Genomic DNA, 15,905 nt, shown 5'->3' with positions numbered 1-15,905 from the left:
AGCCAAGAAACAATAGTATCGACAAGGCTTTTTTTCGACATCGTGCAGCACACCTCGGCGCTACCGCAACGCGACCGTCTGGCGCTGCCAGGCCGGATCTTGCCAGCGATAGAACTGGCTGAGCGAAGACGGCTTGTCGGCCGATTTCAGCGTGGCCAGGGTATCGATTGCTACCAGCTCGAAACTGCGCTTGTAGCGGCCATCGATCCGCGCTTCGCGTGCTACCAGCATGTTTTGCGTGCCAGGCACCCAGCCGGCAAACTCCGCATAGCCCACGCCCGGCTCGGTCGTAGCCGGCGGCAGCACATCCACCAGCCAGCCGGCGCTGGTCTGGTGGAACAACCACATCTCGCGCCAGCCTTCCATTGGCTGCACCGCCAACGCCAGCGCCGTGCCCTGCGCATTGGCCCGCGCCGATGCCTGCCACACTACGCCATAACTGCAGCGGCGAACCAGTGGGCGTTGCACATCATGTTTTCCGTCCACCAGCAGCACGCAGGTTTCGCCTGGTTCGCCGGCGACCGTCATGACCCGCAGCCCCGCCGCCGGTGATAAAGACGCGAGAGGTGTCTGTGTCTTGGTCGCTGCGATCGACGCTGCCGACATCGCGGCGGTTGCGCGGTCCGATACAGCCTGTAACGCCGGGGCGGACACAGGGATGCTGGCCTCGGCCGCCCACAGTATGCTGCCAACGCGCACACCCGCTTCGGCAAACGCGGTCGCATCGTCCTCGGTCAGTTCCCCCGGCTCCACCAGCCCCAGTTCATCGAGGGCGCGCTGAGCCGACTGCAGCGCGGGTTCGCCCTTGCGGGCATGCGCAAATGCCACCGACGACCATACCGCCGCGCGGCGCATGTGGAGGCGGTTGCGCAAGTGCGGCGCCAACCCGGTGAGCTCCACGCGATCGAGCACTTCCGCGCGCCAGGTATCGAGCGCCGCGCGGGCGCCCGGGCCGAGCGCGGGATCGACGCACTCGGTGCGCGTGAGCCCCAGCGCGGCTGCGGCGCGTTGCGGTGGCGTCGACTGCATCGCCAGCACGCGGCGAAACGCTTCGCCGTCGTAGCACAGCTGCATGCGCCCCTCTGCTTCCTGGCTGCGAATGCCTACCCCATAATTGGCCACCGCCTCCAGGTGCGCGGCAATCACCGTGTCCCCTTGCTTGCCCAGCCGGGACGAAGCACGGCGTGCCAGCCGTTCGGCCATGCTACCCAGCGCGTCGAACGGTTCGGCGGTGATGGCCGCTGCCGGCGTCGCCTTCAGATAGGCTACGACATAGCTGATGCCCAGCGATTCGGCGCCCGGCGTATCGCGCAGGAAGCGCACCACCGACAGCAGCTCCGGCGCATCCGCCGGCGCCAGCGATATTCTGCGCACCTGCGCCGCGCGGATATAGCCGGCCCGCTCGCGGCGGTGGTCGTACACTTGCAGGAAGTCCTGCTTCTCGCCGCGTATCTCCAGGCTATCGCCCTGCCACAGGACGGCCTGCTGCGAGGCACTATCCTTGGGCGCGGCACGCAACGCGGCCTGGTCTTGCGTGACGATCGCCAGCATGACGGCAGTGGCAATGAGGGACATGGTTATTCTCCTGCCTTGGCGCTGCCGAGCAGCGACGCGCCGATAAAGCCGCCGTTAGCCGGCGGCGGGGCGATGATGACCGAGACCTTGTCCGACAGCTTGTCGGCCATGGTTTTCTGGATCAGCAGCGGATTGCGGGTAATCAGTTCGCCCTCGCGTTCCATCTGCGCTGCCGCCACCTTGCCGATCGTATCCTGGCGATAGGCTTCGGCGTCGGCCAGCTTGCGGCGGGCATCGGCTTCACCGGTGGCTTCGATCAGGCGTGCCTGGGCATTCCCCTCCGACGTCTTGATGCGCGCGGTCTTGTCGGCCTCCGCTTCCAGCCGCCGCTGTTCGATCTGCTTCTGCTTGAAGGGCAGCACGTGCGCCATGGCCTGCTCCTGTGCCCGGGCGGCGATGATCTGCTCATTGCCGGAGGCTTCGGCAGCTTTTTCGCGGCGGATCTTGTCGGCATCCGCCTCCAGCGCGGTTTGCTTCACCTGTTTTTCCTTGAGTTCGAGCGTGTAGCGCATTTTTTCGGTTTCCAGTTCTTCGGCCAGCAGCTTTTCCATGCCTGCCTGGTATTCCTCGGGCAGCGTGATCTTGCCGATGGTGATGCCGCGCAGCGTAATGCCGTCCGCCGCCAGTTTGGGCTTGAGTTCCGCCTCAATGGCTTGCTGGATCTCGGCGCGCCGCGACGAAAAGATCTCGCGCACCGTATAACGCGTGAATACCCTGTAGATCACGCCCTGCACCGCAGGTTCGACGATGGCGCCGTTGATATCGGGCGGCAGCGATCGGGCGATGGCGGCCACACGGTCAGCGTTGAGCGCGTAGCGCACCGACAGGTCCACGCCGAGCGCCAGTCCTTCCACCGACTGGAACGGCTTTTGATCGCTGCGGCTCGGGCGATATACCTGGTCGAGCAGGGAGAGTTGGCGCAACCCGTGCACGCCCGGCACCAGCAGCACCGCCCCATCGCGCACCACGGCCATGGAACCGGTGAGCTGGTTGGTGCGGATGCCAAGGCTGCCCGGCGTCAGCTTGGCCAGCGGCGGGTGCGTCCACAGCCCATAGCCGGCGGCGCCGGCCAGGCAGAGTGCCAGCAACATCGCGCCGTTGCGGCGTACGCCGCCAACTGCAGATACGGCACCGGCGGCGCTGCCGCGCAATGTGTCGCGTACTGCCTGTGCCATCTGCTTGATCCGCTTGAGCCGCTCTGCCATGGTATTCACCTTTTCGTCATGTTTGAAATTCAGGGCCTATCCCTTGCAGACATGGTGCGCCCGACGATGCGGAAGTATCAACGCCGGTACCGGCAGTCTCTCTTCCGCGCCTGTGAAGAAATCCTCGCAGGCCGGTCTGTGACTTTTGCGCTAAAACCGTGGATACTTCCTGGATTGACAAGCAGCGGAGCACAGCATGGCCAAAGTCGCCGTCATCGAGGACGATCTGCCGACCAGCAATCAGCTGCGCGCCTGGATCGAGTCCGCGCGGCCGGGTATCGCAGTGGACCAATGGTTCAGCCGCGACGACGCCGAAGCCGCCATCGCGCGCGAGCGCTACGACCTGGTGGTGCTCGATATCGAACTGGGGCGCGAGCGCCACGCCGGCGTCGCCATCATCAACGCCATCAACAAGCGGCATGCAACGCCGGTGCTCGTGGTATCCGCCATGCCGGCCACGATCTACCGCAGCATCATGAAGGCGCTCGACGCCTGGGACTATCTGCAGAAGGCGACCTTCGAGGAAGCCGACTTTATCGAAACCTTCCTCGAGATCCTGCGCGCCGTGAAGGACAAAGCGCCGCCGCTGCCGTCTGCCAACGCGGATGAACTGAGCATGGATCCGCTGCGCCAGCGCACGCCAATGTGGCGCGGCCATCGCATCAACCTGCCGCTGACGGCCCAGCGCATCCTGGCGGTGCTGTTCGCGCGGCGCGGCCAGGTGGTGTCGTACGATGAACTGTTCGAGGTGGTCAAAAGCGGGCGCAATCGCGATAACATCCGCAAGCATGTCAGCACCATCCGCGATGCGTTCCGCGAAATCGATCCCGGCTTCGCCTGCGTCGAGAACATTCCGATGCGTGGCTTCCGCTGGGCCGATACCGAAAGCCGTTGAGGTGAACTGGCGCCGTCTCAGCCTGGTCCCCTATCGCGTGCGGCTGCTGCTGCGCGCAACCTTCGTGTTCCTGATGGTGGCGACAGTGGGCCTGGCGCTGTCGGTGCTGCAGCAGGAGAAGCAGCTCAGTTACAAGAACTATCAAATCAATTTCCAGAAAACCCGCGAGCAGATCGCGGCCACCTTGCGCCATCCGTCCGGCCAACTGGCGCTGCTCAATCCAGCGGCTGGCGGCGGCGCGGCGCTGCATCCGCTGCTGCTGCCATTCGCGGCACTCGATTTCGACGACCTGCAAAAAGTGCAGCAGGCCGTGGCGATGTCGGGCTGCCTGGCGCAGTACGGCGACAACGGTTCGCTGTGCGTTGGCATCGGCAACAACCCGTGGGCCGGCGGCTTTATTTATGTCGCAGGCACGTTCGACAGCGCGCTGCTGGTGCCACACGTGCGCGGCGACCAGGTGCTCGACCAGGCCCACCGCGTCACCGTCAAGGTTGCGCTGCGCGGCCAGGTGTACGAGTGGATCGCACCGTTCGAGGAAAGTACGGAACCGCAAACGCCACGCTCGCGTTTTGGCGGCATGCGCGGCCGGCTGACCGGCTTCACTGCGGCAGATGTGGCACGCGCCAAAGCGCCAGCGGTAAAAGATTTTCGCGGCTGGATCTGGCAGAACCCGCACTGTAATCAACCCGCCGGCAACGACGACGACAGCCGCTGCGCACGCAGCGCCTTCTTTTCGCTGCGCTTGCCGATTGGCGTGCTGCAGGAGGGGCTATTCGAAAAACGCCGCCCGGTGTGGCCGCCCGAGGATCTTCATCGCATCAATGTCAGCATCGCGGTCCTGGCGCCAGGCGATGGCCCACCTCTGCTCGACAGCGGCAAGGGGCCGAGCGCGCCGCCGTTCTCGCTGGCCGACCTGAAGCCGATGCTGCTGCCGGGAGAAAGCCTGCAAATCAGGCGCGTGGCACAAAACGATATGCGCGATGGCAGCGTGCCTGCGGCCGACATGCCGCAACTGGTTGGCGCCGTCGATCCGGAAGAACAGTCGTGGCACGTGGTGACGACGCTGATCCGCCATTTGCCGGTCGATGCCTACGACGTGCCGCTGGCTGCGAAAGAGATCATCACCACGCCGGCAGGCAGCTACGAGATCCTGCTCAAAGGTGATGTACGCAGCGTGAGCAAAAGCCTGAGCGTGGTGGCAAGCCGGCTGGCGTGGTTCGTCGGCGCCATGCTGGCGGCATTGGCGCTGGCATGGCTTGTGATTGAAATTGGCATCATCCGCCGCATCAAGGTGCTGATCAAGCGCGCCAACGATGTCGGCGAGCGAGTACGCACGGCGCGCGGATTTTCCGAGGCCGACCTGGCCGATCTGCGCGGAGAGGACGAACTTGGCGTGCTGGCCACCGGCCTGCACGACCTGCTGCGCCGCGTGCGCGAAGACGTGGAGCGCGAAAATTTTCGCGCCGAGCAGGAGCGCGATATGTGGCACGCGGTCGGTCACGAGATCATGTCGCCGTTGCAGTCGTTGATGTTCTTGCACGGCAGCGCGGACGACCAGAGCCACCGCTACATCAATCGCATGCAGCAGGCGATTCGCGTGCTGTATGGACGCGCGTCGCCCAGCGAAGCGTTCCAGTCGTCCGAATTGCAGGTCACTGAAATCGACGTCGCCGCGTTCCTGTGCCACGTGGCCGACAATGCGCCGTGCATTGGCATCGACCAGGTCCACTTCAACGGGCCGGACGCGTTGCTGGCCCGGGCGGACGAATACTCGCTGGAGGACGTGGTCACGCATGTGCTGCGCAATGCCGAGCGTTATCGCTTACGAGGCAGTGCGATCACGATCACGCTGGAAGCTGGCGACACCGGCGCCACCATCACGATTCACAATCAAAGTCCTCCAATCGAACCCGAGATGATCGGCAAAATCTTCGAATACGGCGTGTCAGACCAGGCAGAATCGGGCGCCAACGGCAACCGCGGACAGGGGCTATTCGTGGCGAAGACATATATGGCGAAGATGGGCGGCACGATTAGCGCGCACAATGTCGATCATGGCGTCAGTTTTGTGATGAATTTGCGGCGGGCAGGATAAAACACACAACGATGGCCCAAATGCAAAAAACCCCCAACCGGATCACCGGAAGGGGGTTTTTCTGTATAACTAGCCTGACGATAACCTACTTTCACACTGGTTGCAGCACTATCATCGGCGCAAAATCGTTTCACGGTCCTGTTCGGGATGGGAAGGGGTGGGACCGATTTGCTATGGTCATCAGGCATTGAACTGTACGAGTCGCGTTCTTGTGAACGTTACTCAGAATCTGGAATTGGTAAGTAGTTGGTGAGTCATGCTCACCTGGGTAATGAAGTTGTATCAACGAACGTTCCAACGCACTTCTTATTCACTACAACCTGCTAAGGTTATAGGGACAAGCCGTACGGGCAATTAGTACTGGTTAGCTTAATGCATTACTGCACTTCCACACCCAGCCTATCAACGTCCTGGTCTCGAACGACCCTTCAAAGAGCTCAAGGCTCTGGGAAATCTCATCTCAAGGCAAGTTTCCCGCTTAGATGCTTTCAGCGGTTATCTCTTCCGAACTTAGCTACCCGGCAATGCCACTGGCGTGACAACCGGTACACCAGAGGTTCGTCCACTCCGGTCCTCTCGTACTAGGAGCAGCCCCCTTCAAATTTCCAACGCCCACGGCAGATAGGGACCAAACTGTCTCACGACGTTTTAAACCCAGCTCACGTACCACTTTAAATGGCGAACAGCCATACCCTTGGGACCGGCTACAGCCCCAGGATGTGATGAGCCGACATCGAGGTGCCAAACTCCCCCGTCGATATGAACTCTTGGGAGGAATCAGCCTGTTATCCCCAGAGTACCTTTTATCCGTTGAGCGATGGCCCTTCCATACAGAACCACCGGATCACTATGTCCTACTTTCGTACCTGCTCGACTTGTCAGTCTCGCAGTTAAGCACGCTTATGCCATTGCACTATCGTCACGATGTCCGACCGTAACTAGCGTACCTTCGAACTCCTCCGTTACACTTTAGGAGGAGACCGCCCCAGTCAAACTGCCTACCATGCACTGTCCCCGACCCGGATAACGGGCCAAGGTTAGAACCTCAAATGAACCAGGGTGGTATTTCAAGGTTGGCTCCACGAGAACTGGCGTTCCCGCTTCAAAGCCTCCCACCTATCCTACACAGATTGATTCAAAGTCCAATGCAAAGCTACAGTAAAGGTTCATGGGGTCTTTCCGTCTAGCCGCGGGTAGATTGCATCATCACAAACACTTCAACTTCGCTGAGTCTCGGGAGGAGACAGTGTGGCCATCGTTACGCCATTCGTGCAGGTCGGAACTTACCCGACAAGGAATTTCGCTACCTTAGGACCGTTATAGTTACGGCCGCCGTTTACTGGGACTTCAATCAAGAGCTTGCACCCCATCATTTAATCTTCCAGCACCGGGCAGGCGTCACACCCTATACGTCCACTTTCGTGTTTGCAGAGTGCTGTGTTTTTATTAAACAGTCGCAGCCACCAGTTTATTGCAACCCTTTCGCCCTATCACAGTAAAGTGACCAAGCTACCGGGGCGTACCTTTTCCCGAAGTTACGGTACCAATTTGCCGAGTTCCTTCTCCCGAGTTCTCTCAAGCGCCTTAGAATACTCATCTCGCCCACCTGTGTCGGTTTGCGGTACGGTCTCGTATGACTGAAGCTTAGAGGCTTTTCTTGGAACCACTTCCGATTGCTACAGAGCCGAAGCTCTTCGTCCCAGTCCCTTGAATTACGTACCCGGATTTGCCTAAGTACCTTCTATGAACCAGAAACTGCCTATTCCAACAGGCAGACAACCTTCCGCGATCCGTCCCCCCATCGCATCATACGACGGTGCAGGAATATTAACCTGCTTCCCATCAGCTACGCATCTCTGCCTCGCCTTAGGGGCCGACTCACCCTGCTCCGATGAACGTTGAACAGGAAACCTTGGGCTTACGGCGTGGGGGCTTTTCACCCCCATTATCGCTACTCATGTCAGCATTCGCACTTCTGATACCTCCAGCATCCTTTACAAGACACCTTCGCAGGCTTACAGAACGCTCTCCTACCATATGCTTACGCATATCCGCAGCTTCGGTGACTGGCTTAGCCCCGTTACATCTTCCGCGCAGGACGACTCGATCAGTGAGCTATTACGCTTTCTTTAAATGATGGCTGCTTCTAAGCCAACATCCTGACTGTTTTAGCCTTCCCACTTCGTTTTCCACTTAGCCAATCTTTGGGACCTTAGCTGGCGGTCTGGGTTGTTTCCCTCTTGACGCCGGACGTTAGCACCCGACGTCTGTCTCCCAAGCTCGCACTCATCGGTATTCGGAGTTTGCAATGGTTTGGTAAGTCGCGATGACCCCCTAGCCATAACAGTGCTCTACCCCCGATGGTGATACTTGAGGCACTACCTAAATAGTTTTCGGAGAGAACCAGCTATTTCCAAGTTTGTTTAGCCTTTCACCCCTACCCACAGCTCATCCCCTAATTTTTCAACATTAGTGGGTTCGGACCTCCAGTGCGTGTTACCGCACCTTCATCCTGGCCATGAGTAGATCACTTGGTTTCGGGTCTACACCCAGCGACTATCGCCCTGTTCGGACTCGATTTCTCTACGGCTTCCCTATATGGTTAACCTTGCCACTGAATGTAAGTCGCTGACCCATTATACAAAAGGTACGCAGTCACGGAACAAGTCCGCTCCTACTGTTTGTATGCACACGGTTTCAGGATCTATTTCACTCCCCTCCCGGGGTTCTTTTCGCCTTTCCCTCACGGTACTGGTTCACTATCGGTCGATTACGAGTATTTAGCCTTGGAGGATGGTCCCCCCATATTCAGACAGGATTTCTCGTGTCCCGCCCTACTTGTCGTACGCTTAGTACCACCGTTTGAATTTCGTGTACGGGGCTATCACCCGCTATGGCCGCCATTTCCAGAGCGTTCCACTATTCAATCGACTATCACGTACAGGCTCTTCCCATTTCGCTCGCCACTACTTTGGGAATCTCGGTTGATTTATTTTCCTGCAGCTACTTAGATGTTTCAGTTCGCCGCGTTCGCTTTGCAACCCTATGTATTCAGGTTGCAATGACCTAAAAGGCCGGGTTTCCCCATTCGGAAATCTGCGGATCAAAGCTTGTTTGCTAGCTCCCCGCAGCTTATCGCAAGCTACTACGTCCTTCATCGCCTGTAATCGCCAAGGCATCCACCATGTGCACTTATTCACTTGTCCCTATAACGTTAGCCCCTGCGACTAAACAAGGAGCGTTTATAGGAATAAGAAGTACTACGTTGTTGCGTTTGTTGATACATACAATCATTACCCATCGCATTACGTTTTACCGTAACACGACACATAAAAATCTACTTACTTCTTCCAGATTGTTAAAGAACATACAGCACTTGGTCTCTAAAAGACCAAACCTAAATCGCTTTTGATTTACGTTTGAACTCTTGGTGGAGGATGACGGGATCGAACCGACGACCCCCTGCTTGCAAAGCAGGTGCTCTCCCAGCTGAGCTAATCCCCCTGAGATTTACTACAAGGTTTTGCGCTTAACTGGTAGGGCTGGTTGGACTCGAACCAACGACCCCCGCGTTATCAACACGGTGCTCTAACCAGCTGAGCTACAGCCCCAAATGCTGTTCTTCTTGATTGACAGTCGATAAGTGTGAACGCTTGATGGCGAGTTATTGCTAACTCAGTGCTACTCTAGAAAGGAGGTGATCCAGCCGCACCTTCCGATACGGCTACCTTGTTACGACTTCACCCCAGTCACGAATCCTACCGTGGTAAGCGCCCTCCTTACGGTTAAGCTACCTACTTCTGGTAAAACCCGCTCCCATGGTGTGACGGGCGGTGTGTACAAGACCCGGGAACGTATTCACCGCGACATGCTGATCCGCGATTACTAGCGATTCCAACTTCATGCAGTCGAGTTGCAGACTACAATCCGGACTACGATACACTTTCTGGGATTAGCTCCCCCTCGCGGGTTGGCGGCCCTCTGTATGTACCATTGTATGACGTGTGAAGCCCTACCCATAAGGGCCATGAGGACTTGACGTCATCCCCACCTTCCTCCGGTTTGTCACCGGCAGTCTCATTAGAGTGCTCTTTCGTAGCAACTAATGACAAGGGTTGCGCTCGTTGCGGGACTTAACCCAACATCTCACGACACGAGCTGACGACAGCCATGCAGCACCTGTGTGCAGATTCTCTTTCGAGCACTCCTCAATCTCTCGAGGATTTCTGCCATGTCAAGGGTAGGTAAGGTTTTTCGCGTTGCATCGAATTAATCCACATCATCCACCGCTTGTGCGGGTCCCCGTCAATTCCTTTGAGTTTTAATCTTGCGACCGTACTCCCCAGGCGGTCTACTTCACGCGTTAGCTGCGTTACCAAGTTAATTAAAACCCGACAACTAGTAGACATCGTTTAGGGCGTGGACTACCAGGGTATCTAATCCTGTTTGCTCCCCACGCTTTCGTGCATGAGCGTCAGTTTTGACCCAGGGGGCTGCCTTCGCCATCGGTGTTCCTCCACATATCTACGCATTTCACTGCTACACGTGGAATTCTACCCCCCTCTGCCAAACTCTAGCCTTGCAGTCACCATCGCCATTCCCAGGTTGAGCCCGGGGATTTCACGACAGTCTTACAAAACCGCCTGCGCACGCTTTACGCCCAGTAATTCCGATTAACGCTTGCACCCTACGTATTACCGCGGCTGCTGGCACGTAGTTAGCCGGTGCTTATTCTTCAGGTACCGTCATTAGATCTCTGTATTAGAAAAACCCGTTTCTTCCCTGACAAAAGAGCTTTACAACCCGAAGGCCTTCTTCACTCACGCGGCATTGCTGGATCAGGCTTGCGCCCATTGTCCAAAATTCCCCACTGCTGCCTCCCGTAGGAGTCTGGACCGTGTCTCAGTTCCAGTGTGGCTGGTCGTCCTCTCAGACCAGCTACTGATCGATGCCTTGGTAGGCTTTTACCCTACCAACTAGCTAATCAGATATCGGCCGCTCCAGGAGCATGAGGTTCTTGCGAATCCCCCACTTTCATCCTTAGATCGTATGCGGTATTAGCGTAACTTTCGCTACGTTATCCCCCACTCCAGGGTACGTTCCGATATATTACTCACCCGTTCGCCACTCGCCGCCAGGTTGCCCCGCGCTGCCGTTCGACTTGCATGTGTAAGGCATGCCGCCAGCGTTCAATCTGAGCCAGGATCAAACTCTTCAGTTTAATCTCTGTTTATTTGACACTTTCGTGTCACCCTTATTGCTAAGGGGTCGCTCACTCAAAATACTGACAGGCCACTATTTTCATAGCGCCTATTTCATTACTTCTTGTGAACATTTGATAATTTAAGTATCACGGACTAGCTCCGTGTGCACTGTCATCAAACGTCCACACTTATCGACTGTTAATTTTTAAAGAACTTATTCGGTGTTGCACTTCGCTGCGATCGTTTTGTCTGCCGCGAAGAAGAAAGAGTATGAAGCGTTTAGCTTGTTTCGTCAACCTTCTTTTTTTCTCGCTTCACTTAACATTTACATGTGTTGTTCTGCGAGGGGGCGAATCATAGCAAAGGCCGTAGGGGCTGACAAGGGTAAAATAACGGTTTATCCGATTTCGCCGCGCCCATGTCCATCCTGCTCACCACCCTCAACGCCCGCTACACCCACGCCTCCCTCGGTTTGCGCTACCTGCTGGCAAATATGGGCGAGCTGCAGGAGCAAACGCGCTTGCAGGAATTCGTCATCGGCGCCAAGACCACCGAGATCGTCGAACGCATCCTGGCGTACTCGCCCAAGATCGTCGGCTTCGGTATCTATATATGGAACGTCGAAGAAAGCACCAAGGTTATCGCCATGCTCAAGCGCGTTGCGCCGCACGTTATCGTGGTGCTCGGTGGCCCAGAGGTGTCGTACGAATCGAACGAGCAGGAGATCGTCAAGATTTCGGACTACCTGATCACCGGCTGGGGCGACGTCACCTTCCCCAAGCTGTGCGGCGAGATCCTCAACGGCCCCAAGCCATTGATGAAAACCCATGCGGGCGTGCAGCCGCCGATGGCCGACATCAAGCTGCCCTACTCTTTATATACGGACGACGACATCAAGAACCGCACCTTGTATGTCGAGGCCTCGCGCGGCTGCCCGTTCAAGTGCGAGTTTTGCCTGTCCGCGCTGGACAAGACGGCCTGGCCGTTCGCGCTCGATGCGTTCCTGGCCGAGATGGAGTCGCTCCATGCACGCGGCGCCCGCCTGTTCAAGTTCGTCGACCGCACCTTCAACCTGAATATCAAGACCAGTCTGAAGATCATGCAGTTCTTCCTCGATAAGCTGGAGGCCAACCCCGACGATCCGGTGTACGCCCACTTCGAGCTGGTGCCCGACCACCTGCCCGACGCCCTCAAGGAAGGCATCAGCAAGTTCCCGCACGGCGCGCTGCAGTTCGAGATCGGCATCCAGAGCTTCAACCCGGCGGTGCAGACGCTGGTGAGCCGCAAGCAGGACAACCAGAAGGCGGCCGACAATATCCGCTGGCTCACCGAACAGTCGCACGCGCACATGCACGTGGACCTGATCGCCGGCCTGCCCGGCGAAACGGTCGAGAGCTTCGCCGAAGGCTTTAATAAACTGTGGGCGCTCAATCCGCACGAGATCCAGTTCGGCATTTTGAAACGTCTGCGCGGCACGCCGATCATCCGTCACACCCAGGAATACGGACTGGTGTTCGATCCGTATGCGCCTTACACCATCCTGGCCAACCGCGATATCGACTTTGCCACCATGCAGCGGCTGGTGCGTTTTGCCCGCTACTGGGACCTCGTGGCCAACTCGGGGCGCTTTACCAATACGCTGCCGGTGCTGCTGGGCGATACGGCCTTCGAGCACTTCATGGCGTTTTCGGACTGGTTGTACGCTAATACCGATGCTACCCACCGGATTGCGCTCGAACGGCTGGTGGCGATGGTGGGCAAGTACTTGCAGGAGCGCGGCATGGACAAGGCGGAGGCCGATGCGCTGCTGGCCAGTGATTACGCCGGCCCCAAGACCAAGGTCGTCGAGACGCCAGCGCCCAAGCGGCAGGCGCGCAGGCTGGCTGCTTGATCCGCCGCCCCGCAACCCGGAGGGTGGCAGTGCGGGGCTCGGCTATGTCTTTTGGGCTGGCTGGCGCACGCTTGCGTCGACGAACACAGGTGGCGGCCCGGGCGAAAGTCCCTTAAACTGGCACATATGCCTACTGCCCAAGAGCCTACCCTCACCCTCACCCCTGGTGCCGCCAACGGTCCGTCCATCGCGGCGGGCGGTACCTGGCAAGTTCATGCACTGGCACAGGGCAAGGCCATGGCCACCATCACGGGCATGCTCAAGTCACTCAAGGCCGACCAGTTACGCTGGGACCTGAGCGCCATCGACAGCATGGACCACATCGGCGCCCAGCTGCTCTGGAACGCCTGGGGCAAAACCCGTCCCGCCAACCTGCACCTCGCACCGGGCCAGGAAGAATTCTTCAACCGCCTGGAAGCCACCGGCAAGATCGAACTGCCCAACACGCGCCAGCACCGCCTGACGCTGGTAATGAAGCTCGGTTTCGCGGTGATGCTGTTCTTCGAGCACATGACGGCGTTCATCCGCCTGATCGGCCAACTCACGCTCGATATCGGGCGTTTTATCCGCGCGCCGCAGCGCGGGCCGTGGAAGGAAATCTCGGCCAATATCTTCCATGCCGGCTTCCAGGCGCTCGGCATCACGGCGCTGGTGGGCTTTTTGATCGGAGTGGTGTTCTCGTTCCTCTCGGCGCAGCAGCTGCGTAACTTCGGCGGCGACATCTACCTGGTCAACCTGCTGGGCATGAGCATCATCCGCGAGCTCGGGCCGCTGCTGGCAGCAATCCTGGTCGCGGGCCGGTCCGGCTCCTCGATCACCGCCCAGCTGGGCGTGATGCGCGTGACCGAAGAACTCGACGCCATGCTGGTGATGGGCATTTCGCACGGCTTCCGCCTGATCATGCCCAAGGTGCTGGCGCTCGCGATTGCGATGCCGCTGCTGGTGATCTGGACCGATACCGTGGCGCTGATCGGCGGCATGATCTCGGCCAAGGTGGAGCTGAACCTGTCGCCGCAGTACTTCCTGCTGAAACTGCCGGAGGCGGTCCCGCTGGCCAACTACATGATCGGCATCGGCAAGGGCGTGGTGTTCGGCGTGCTGATCGCGCTGGTGTCGTGCCACTTCGGCCTGCGCATCAAGCCCAATACCGAGAGCCTCGGGCGCGGCACCACCACCTCGGTGGTCACCGCGATCACCGCCGTGATCCTGGCCGACGCCGTGTTTGCGATCGTCTTCTCCGGCGTGGGGTTCTGATGACTGAAGATGACAACAGCTGTGGCCCCGGCACCGGCGAACTGACGCTCGACGGCAGCGTGCCGATTGTGGACATCAACGGCCTGTGGACCAAGTACGGCCGCACCGTGGTGCACCAGGACCTCAACCTGGAAATCGAACAGGGCGAGATCATGTCCATCGTCGGCGGGTCCGGCACCGGCAAGACCACGCTGCTGCGCCAGATGCTGGGGCTGGAACGTCCCGCGCGCGGGTGCGTGAAGGTTTTCGGCGAAGATATCAGCGAAATCAACGCCGAGCAGCTGCAGCAGTTGCGCAACCACTGGGGCATGTTGTTCCAGCAGGGTGCGCTGTACTCGGCGTTGACGGTGTTCGAGAACATCGCCCAGCCCATGCGCGAACTGAAAGTGCTGCCCGAAGACCTGGTGCGCGATGCCGTGCTGCTGAAAATGAATATGGTGGGCCTGGGCCCGGAACAGGCCAACAAGATGCCGTCCGACCTGTCGGGCGGCATGGTGAAACGGGTGGCGCTGGCGCGCGCGCTGGCCCTGGAACCGAAGCTGCTGTTCCTCGACGAACCCACGGCCGGCCTCGACCCCGACCTGTCCGAAGCATTCGTGGCGCTGATCAAGTCGCTGCACCGCGAGCTGGGACTGACGGTGGTAATGGTCACGCACGACCTGGACACGCTGTTCGCACTGTCCACCCGGATTGCCGTACTGGCTGAAAAACACGTGATCGCCCTGGGCCCGCTCCAGGACCTGCTCAAGGTCGATCACCCCTTCATCAAGGAGTTCTTCCTTGGCGACCGCGGACGCCGCGCGCTGGAAGCACTCGATGAAAAGACCAACAAGGAGCACTGATGGAAAACCGATCGCATGCACTGACCACCGGCTTTTTTACGATCACCTTGCTGATCGCGGCCATTTTGTTCGGCATCTGGTTCAACCAGGACCGCGTGGAGCGCGTGCCCTACGTGATCGCCACCACCCAGGCGGTGCCGGGACTGAACCCGCAGGCGCCGGTGCGCTATCGCGGCCTCGAAGTCGGTAAAGTGGGCAGCATCGCCTTTGATCCGCAGATGGCCGGCCAGATCCTGGTTACCCTCAACATCAATACCGATGCACCGATCACCCGCACCACGTTTGCCACGCTGGGCTACCAGGGTGTGACCGGCATCGCCTTCATCTCGCTCGACGACGAAAAAACCGGCTCGCCGCTGCTGGCCACCAATACCGACCACCCGGCCCGCATTCCGCTGCGCCAGGGCTTCCTCGACCAGGTGGAAAAGCGCGGCCGCGAAATCCTCACCCAGACCGAGGAAGTCACGCGCCGCCTGAACACCCTGCTCAGCCCCGAGAACCAGAAGATCATGCTGGCCGCCTTTGCCGACGTGAGCACCACCGCCAACAAGTACCGCGACCTGCCCGAAAAGCTGGAACCGACGATTGCCAAGCTGCCGGCGCTGGCCAATCACGCGCAAAGCACGCTCGACTCGTTCAACGCGCTGGCCACCGACCTCAATCGCCTCAGTACCAGCCTGCAGGCGCCCGATGGGCCGATCCAGCGCGTGAGCGATTCGGTCGAGCGCATCACCACGTCTGTGGAGTCGGTGGCGGGCGGCCTGGAGATGGACACGCTGCCGCAGGTCAATTCGCTGTCGGACGACACCCGCGCCTCGATGCGCGCCGTGCGCCGCACCATGAACAAGATTAACGATCGTCCGCAAAGCCTGATCTTCGGCGCGCCCGGCATTCCGCCCGGGCCAGGTGAAGATGGATTTGTCGCCCCGGCCAAATAAGGATCA

Annotated in this window: 8 protein-coding genes, 2 tRNA genes and 3 rRNA genes; 6 read left to right on the top strand and 7 right to left on the bottom strand. The window is 59.1% G+C overall.

The window, feature by feature from the left end; translation table 11 throughout:
- Window positions 1–60 precede the first annotated feature (60 nt).
- Both SR858_RS27690 and SR858_RS27685 read right to left on the bottom strand, forming a co-directional pair.
- Window positions 61–1,575, bottom strand: a complete 1,515-nt coding sequence (locus SR858_RS27690) for an SH3 domain-containing protein (RefSeq protein ID WP_019924965.1) — start codon at window positions 1,573–1,575, stop codon at window positions 61–63.
- A gap of 2 nt (window positions 1,576–1,577) precedes the next feature.
- On the bottom strand, window positions 1,578–2,780 hold the full coding sequence (locus tag SR858_RS27685; RefSeq protein WP_019924966.1) for an SPFH domain-containing protein: 1,203 nt from the start codon (window positions 2,778–2,780) through the stop codon (window positions 1,578–1,580).
- Window positions 2,781–2,976: 196 nt separating this feature from the next.
- Here SR858_RS27685 and SR858_RS27680 point away from each other — a divergent pair, with 196 nt between their 5' ends.
- A complete protein-coding gene (locus tag SR858_RS27680) occupies window positions 2,977–3,675 on the top strand; it encodes a response regulator transcription factor (RefSeq protein ID WP_019924967.1) in 699 nt (232 codons plus the stop codon).
- 1 nt (window position 3,676) lies between these two features.
- A complete protein-coding gene (locus SR858_RS27675) occupies window positions 3,677–5,770 on the top strand; it encodes a sensor histidine kinase (RefSeq protein WP_026637866.1) in 2,094 nt (697 codons plus the stop codon).
- Window positions 5,771–5,842: 72 nt separating this feature from the next.
- On the opposite strand, the gene rrf is transcribed toward SR858_RS27675, so the two are convergent.
- The 5 genes from rrf to SR858_RS27650 form a co-directional block, all read right to left on the bottom strand.
- Window positions 5,843–5,955, bottom strand: a 5S ribosomal RNA gene (gene rrf, locus SR858_RS27670).
- 148 nt (window positions 5,956–6,103) lie between these two features.
- Window positions 6,104–8,976, bottom strand: a 23S ribosomal RNA gene (locus SR858_RS27665).
- 222 nt (window positions 8,977–9,198) lie between these two features.
- Window positions 9,199–9,274: transfer RNA gene (locus SR858_RS27660), tRNA-Ala, on the bottom strand.
- A gap of 30 nt (window positions 9,275–9,304) precedes the next feature.
- Window positions 9,305–9,381: transfer RNA gene (locus SR858_RS27655), tRNA-Ile, on the bottom strand.
- Window positions 9,382–9,460: 79 nt separating this feature from the next.
- Window positions 9,461–10,991, bottom strand: a 16S ribosomal RNA gene (locus SR858_RS27650).
- Together the 16S, 23S and 5S rRNA genes with 2 tRNA genes alongside form the textbook arrangement of a ribosomal RNA operon.
- 401 nt (window positions 10,992–11,392) lie before the next feature.
- Between SR858_RS27650 and SR858_RS27645 the strand changes: the two genes are divergently transcribed.
- The 4 genes from SR858_RS27645 to SR858_RS27630 all read left to right on the top strand — a co-directional run bounded on the left by SR858_RS27645 (window position 11,393) and on the right by SR858_RS27630 (window position 15,899).
- Window positions 11,393–12,865 carry a B12-binding domain-containing radical SAM protein gene (locus tag SR858_RS27645; RefSeq protein WP_019924481.1) on the top strand — a complete coding sequence of 491 codons (1,473 nt, stop codon included), beginning with the start codon at window positions 11,393–11,395 and terminating at the stop codon, window positions 12,863–12,865.
- Window positions 12,866–12,991: 126 nt separating this feature from the next.
- Window positions 12,992–14,119 carry an MlaE family ABC transporter permease gene (locus SR858_RS27640; protein WP_026637770.1) on the top strand — a complete coding sequence of 376 codons (1,128 nt, stop codon included), beginning with the start codon at window positions 12,992–12,994 and terminating at the stop codon, window positions 14,117–14,119.
- Entirely contained in the window at window positions 14,119–14,961 is an 843-nt protein-coding gene (locus SR858_RS27635) for an ABC transporter ATP-binding protein (RefSeq protein ID WP_019924483.1), read from the top strand. The genes SR858_RS27640 and SR858_RS27635 overlap by 1 nt, the downstream gene beginning before the upstream one ends.
- The gene (locus SR858_RS27630; RefSeq protein ID WP_019924484.1) at window positions 14,961–15,899 is read left to right on the top strand and encodes an MlaD family protein; all 939 of its coding nucleotides are present in this window, start codon (window positions 14,961–14,963) and stop codon (window positions 15,897–15,899) included. The genes SR858_RS27635 and SR858_RS27630 overlap by 1 nt, the downstream gene beginning before the upstream one ends.
- Window positions 15,900–15,905 lie beyond the last annotated feature (6 nt).

It is taken from the genome of Duganella zoogloeoides, from assembly GCF_034479515.1.
GTDB lineage: Bacteria > Pseudomonadota > Gammaproteobacteria > Burkholderiales > Burkholderiaceae_D > Rugamonas > Rugamonas zoogloeoides.
The sequence above is the reverse complement of the archived record's forward strand: the minus strand, read 5'-3'. Positions and strand labels throughout refer to the sequence as shown.